The organism is bacterium (assembly GCA_037131655.1).
Classification (GTDB): Bacteria; Armatimonadota; Fimbriimonadia; order Fimbriimonadales; family JBAXQP01; genus JBAXQP01.
Map to the genome: position 1 here is coordinate 1 of JBAXQP010000217.1, position 4,589 is coordinate 4,589.

General features: G+C 47.0%; 6 protein-coding genes and 1 tRNA gene. 3 read left to right on the plus strand and 4 right to left on the minus strand.

Annotated elements, in window-relative coordinates:
• Together WCO51_09885 and WCO51_09890 are read left to right on the plus strand one after the other, a co-directional pair.
• A partial coding sequence (locus WCO51_09885; GenBank protein ID MEI6513568.1) for a hypothetical protein occupies positions 1-754 on the plus strand: 754 nt, incomplete at its 5' end.
• Positions 755-787: 33 nt separating this feature from the next.
• Positions 788-1,474 (plus strand): hypothetical protein, encoded by a 687-nt coding sequence (locus WCO51_09890; GenBank protein MEI6513569.1) that lies wholly within the window; start codon positions 788-790, stop codon positions 1,472-1,474.
• Positions 1,475-1,488: 14 nt separating this feature from the next.
• Here WCO51_09890 and WCO51_09895 read toward each other — a convergent pair whose 3' ends face one another.
• A complete protein-coding gene (locus WCO51_09895) occupies positions 1,489-1,671 on the minus strand; it encodes a YHS domain-containing protein (GenBank protein MEI6513570.1) in 183 nt (60 codons plus the stop codon).
• A gap of 160 nt (positions 1,672-1,831) precedes the next feature.
• On the opposite strand from WCO51_09895, the gene WCO51_09900 reads away from it, so the two are divergent.
• Positions 1,832-3,412, plus strand: a complete 1,581-nt coding sequence (locus WCO51_09900; protein MEI6513571.1) for a DUF5050 domain-containing protein — start codon at positions 1,832-1,834, stop codon at positions 3,410-3,412.
• Between the two features lie 43 nt (positions 3,413-3,455).
• Here WCO51_09900 and WCO51_09905 read toward each other — a convergent pair whose 3' ends face one another.
• From WCO51_09905 to WCO51_09915, 3 genes are all read right to left on the minus strand, one after another.
• Positions 3,456-3,902, minus strand: coding sequence for an SRPBCC family protein (locus WCO51_09905; protein MEI6513572.1), 447 nt, complete (start codon positions 3,900-3,902; stop codon positions 3,456-3,458).
• Between the two features lie 76 nt (positions 3,903-3,978).
• Positions 3,979-4,398: an archease gene (locus WCO51_09910; protein MEI6513573.1), complete on the minus strand. Its 420-nt coding sequence runs from the start codon at positions 4,396-4,398 to the stop codon at positions 3,979-3,981.
• A gap of 42 nt (positions 4,399-4,440) precedes the next feature.
• A tRNA-Met gene (locus WCO51_09915) sits at positions 4,441-4,514 on the minus strand.
• Positions 4,515-4,589: the final 75 nt, after the last annotated feature.

Below are 4,589 nucleotides of genomic sequence, written 5' to 3' on the forward strand. Positions count from 1 at the left end.
CGTTAACGCTTATTTTCGTGCTTTTCAGATAACCGGTGAAAAACGTTACCTCGATAGAGCACGCTACTGGGCGAGGACTGGTTTGCCTTTTATTTACTTATGGTCCGCCTACGACCGGCCGATTATGCGCTATGCAAGTATTCCTGCCTTCGGCGTGAGTTGGCAAAATTCACAGCCGTGGTATGGCAATGCAGTGCAATGGGTCGGTTTGGAATACGCACGCGCTCTGATGCGGCTTGCTCCCTATGACAATAAAACCAATTGGGCCAAAGTCGCCGAAGGTATCACCCTCTGCGGCCTTCAACAAGCAGAATATATTGCCTCCGAATACTCATCCGACGCCGGCATGTACCCTGATGCTTATAGCATCGTAAAAGGCAAGGAAGAATACCATTTGGACCTTAACCCGCGTCTATTGGAACTCAACCTATTAATACTGAATAACGCCGATCCGTTCATCCACTCAGCTCATGTCCGAGATGTGGTTGTCTCAACCGTCGGTAATCTCTCCCCCTTAGAGCTAAAAGGGAGTGAATTAGCCTTCACAGTCGGTTATTATCCCTACACCCAAACCGCTGTGTTAGTTTCAAATACTAACAAGCCCTCAAGAGTTGAGGCTGATTCGAGGCAAATAAACGAGATTACAGATTTAAATACAGTAGAATCCGGCTGGAAATACCTCCCCGATTCTCGCCAATTAATTATTAAACTCAATCACGCTTCAAACCGGACAGGGGTAAAGGTAAGGTTATAGCTAAGATAAAGTACTATCACAGGAGAGAAATATATGAAACCAATCGATTATGGCCTTTCGTTTGTTATCGGGAAAGCAGAATGGAATGAGGTGCGTTTCTGGGTCGAGTCCCGTACGCGCATTATTAATGAAAGCACTGGAAAGCATGAAGATTATCTTCAGTGCGGCTCGTGCAAGAGTGAGGATACCTTTGCGCCCAAAGACCTCTTTATGAAGGACAATTACGACTTCATCCCCATCTTTGGCCCTGAACATGGCGTTATTTTCCGCCGCAAGGCCAATTTGAACCCTAATTATAAAGATTGCATGCTGGTTGACGAGATGTGGGAAGGGCAGAATTACCATCTGGTTGAACCTTTATGCAGCGAAGTAGAAGACGTTTTCGAAGCCACTAAAAGTATGCGCCCCATTATTGCTCAAACGGAAATCTGGAACTCCGATACAAAAATGCGCGCGATTATCGAGTACCCTGTAAAGACTTTAAATACCCGCAAGTCGACAAACATCGCCCAAATCGACACCGGTCCGATTGTATTTCCCGATCTATCTGAACACATCGAACTTAATGTCCAACGGCTTTGGCTGGCGTTCGTGGCTTTTAATGCGCCCGATTTTGCGGATTTTATCATCGAAGCGCCCACACGAATTGAAGGAGCTGACGTTTATCATTACTCCAAGATAGTGAGCCTGGAAGCAACTAACAGGCTGTTTGTTATATAAAATATCCCCTGCCATTATGGAGATAAGTTCGAATACCAAGTCGTTTCAGATACTGGTTGTGTAAAGCGGGCCGGTTCCAAGTCGAACTCCTCTTTGCATTCGAGGGAGCAAAAATAATAAGTGTGTCCTAGCCAAAAGGATGTTGCCGTCGCATCCTCAGGGTCGATTTCAGCGCCGCAAACTGGATCGGTAACCATCGCGATTCACCTCCTATTGATACTATACGACTAAAGGCTAAAACCTATCACATAACACCATATTCCCCCTTTCGTAATTGGTATTAAATACCAATAATTTTGCTGTGGGTTGGATTGGGTGGAATGATTTTGACGGGTTAATATCACGGAGGTCTTTTTAATGCGAAGCAAATACATATTTGGTGGGCTGATAGCTCTTTGCATCATGCTGATGTTGGCAGGATGCGGAGGCGGCGGCAACTCAGTGTCGAGTTCAGGGACAGATATTCAGACTAAAACTGTGGGCGATGGCCTCACGGCTACGATGCGAAGCCCAGCTTTAGTCGATACAATTTTATCAACTGGCCTTGCCAGTTTTACAGCGATTTATGGCGGAGATATCTCGCTGCTTAGCTATGACTCCGGTTCGGTTTTCTTCAATCAGGCGAAGATCGTCTTCACGAGCAATCGCGACGGAAATAATGAAATCTATATGATTAACACAGACGGGTCGAACCTGATCCGTCTGACGAAGACTCTTGCCAGTGACAGCTACCCAAGTATTTCAGCGAATGGCCAAACTATCGTCTTTCTCACCGACCGAGACGGTTCGCCTGAAATTTATAGCATGAATAACACCGGCGGCGCTTTATGGCGTCTGACCAACAACGCCGTAAATGAAGAATATCCATGCGTTTCTTCCGATGGCTCCAAGGTCGTCTATTCGGCGAATGTAGGAGGCAACAAGCACCTTTATGTCATGAGTTGCAATAACAGTAGCGCCTCTGTTCAAGTAACGAACGTTGCTTTTGATGACACGATGCCCGTGTTCTCTCCGGACGGCACGAAAATCGCTTTTGTGAGTAACCGCACAGGTGTGAATAAGATTTGGATATGCGATTATGACGGAGGGCATGTCACTCAGCTTTCAACTGGCGCAACCCCGGATATCTTCCCGACTTGGGCGCCTGACGGCACAGCAGTTCTTTTCGAACGGGATGGCGGATATTCCAACCGAGAGTTCTACCGCCACACGGTGAACGTTCCCGGTACTGATATCCAGATCACCAGTGACGGCATTTCCAAAATGCAGCCCTGGTATTCCCCTGATGGCCAGAAAATCGTCTACTCAGCAATTGCCAATGCTCCCAACTATCAACTCTTTTTAGCCAATGCTAATGGGACCAGCGCAACACAGATCGCCTTTTCGACAGGCAACAACGTTCAACCGCGTATAAGCGGCGGTTCGACATTACGCACCTATATTGGTAATTCCGATCGCTTTGGCCTCTCTCTCGGTGGTGTCATTGTTGCCCAGCTTGGCCGCAGTATCGCCGAAGTGATAGGGGTTGATGCCACTACACGCACCACAATCAGCTTCAATACCTTGTATCTCGGCGATAAAAGCTTGTTGGTAGGCACTGCCGTTTCCGCCGACCTCATTACTTATCTTGCGCTAGATAATGGCGCGCTCCCAGCCCCAAGTATCTTAGTCGGAACAAATGGTGTTTATGCTTCGGTCACTTCGATTGATTTATTCTTTGATAGCAACACAGGAAGACTCACCAGCTATTTAGCAAGCGAACGAACGAAGGGTATCACAAACACGCCTGATAAAGTCGAGGTGGTTGGCAATCAGCTTGTCGTCACCGGCTCGTTCATGGGCGCTTATAATTCAGGAAGTAAAAACAACTTAGCCCCAAATGGCGCAGGCACTGTAGTGCTCGATGCCACAACCGGCAAAGTCCTATCAGTGAAATAAACTCATAATAAAAAGGGGGCTTATCTAAGGCCCCTTTTTTAATTTATTCTTCTGCTCGGACTCTGATGGCTTCTAAAGACTTCTGGAGATTCTGTTTCACAATGTTGAAAATGACTTTTTGGACTAAAGGTCCCAGAAGTGGGACGGTATATTCATAGTCCACAATCGAGTCAATACGAGTGCCGCTATCCTGCTCAATGAAACGCCATTCCCCAGCCATGCTGTCATAATCACCTTTCACCTGCTTGAACCGGTCGGTTTGGGCAGCTTCGTCCCAAATATCTTCCTGTGTCCATTTAATCGTGAGCTTGAATTGCGGGATAAGAGCGGCCCATTCGGCAACAACACGGGAATGGTCATCACTTTGTTCAGTAATTTTCAACGACTTCAGATCGCTCATATACTCCGGATACTTTTCGAAATCACGGGCGACCTCAACAACCTTCTCTTTTGGCGCATTCACAAGTACTGTATTTTCAACACGTGGCATTTACATCCTCCGAATAGCTATCGTATCTGCATAATACCTTGCACACAGGCTTTGCGGCAGCAAGTATAAGTACCTGCTAGACGTCCACAAAATATCGCGCATGCCAACCCTCGAGAAGCTCTTCGATCACCAACCGATGATAAGTAATCGCCTTCACCTGTGAACCGGATTGAGCGACATCCGTTCGGTCAATAAACGTTCCGACAACGATCGCTTTCAAAGAAGTATCATCAAGTTCGTTTATTAGGAAATCGACTGGCAGGAAGCTCTCCGTGTCAAAGATAAAAAGTAGTTCGCTCAGCCAATTGACAAAGAGCGCTTGGAGATCGAATGAAGAAAGCTGGATTTCTCGTGTTTCAATGGGTTTGTAGGTTTCGAGGGGCACCATAAAGGCGATCAGAGCACGCGCAGATTCTTCAAACAACTCCGTCAGCGTCTCCGCCCAAACTTCAACCCCTTTATCGGCGGTATGTTCGATATATTCGTATCGTCCCATGGTCATCCCCACTTCGAGGTGAAATACAGGCAAAAAAATAAGTAGCGGAGGGCCGACTCGAACGGCCGACACTACGGGTATGAACCGTATGCTCTAACCAACTGAGCTACTCCGCCACGTGAAGGCAATACATTGTAGCCTGAATTTACCGAGTTGTCAAGCCAGACTTGCGCGATCCGTGCCTAACCGGT

Bases quoted from the DNA above. Each gene is read 5' to 3' on its own strand.
- WCO51_09910 (MEI6513573.1), bottom strand. From the start codon at position 4,398: ATGGGACGATACGAATATATCGAACATACCGCCGATAAAGGGGTTGAA.
- WCO51_09905 (MEI6513572.1), bottom strand. From the start codon at position 3,902: ATGCCACGTGTTGAAAATACAGTACTTGTGAATGCGCCAAAAGAGAAG.
- WCO51_09890 (MEI6513569.1), top strand. From the start codon at position 788: ATGAAACCAATCGATTATGGCCTTTCGTTTGTTATCGGGAAAGCAGAA.
- WCO51_09900 (MEI6513571.1), top strand. From the start codon at position 1,832: ATGCGAAGCAAATACATATTTGGTGGGCTGATAGCTCTTTGCATCATG.
- WCO51_09895 (MEI6513570.1), bottom strand. From the start codon at position 1,671: ATGGTTACCGATCCAGTTTGCGGCGCTGAAATCGACCCTGAGGATGCG.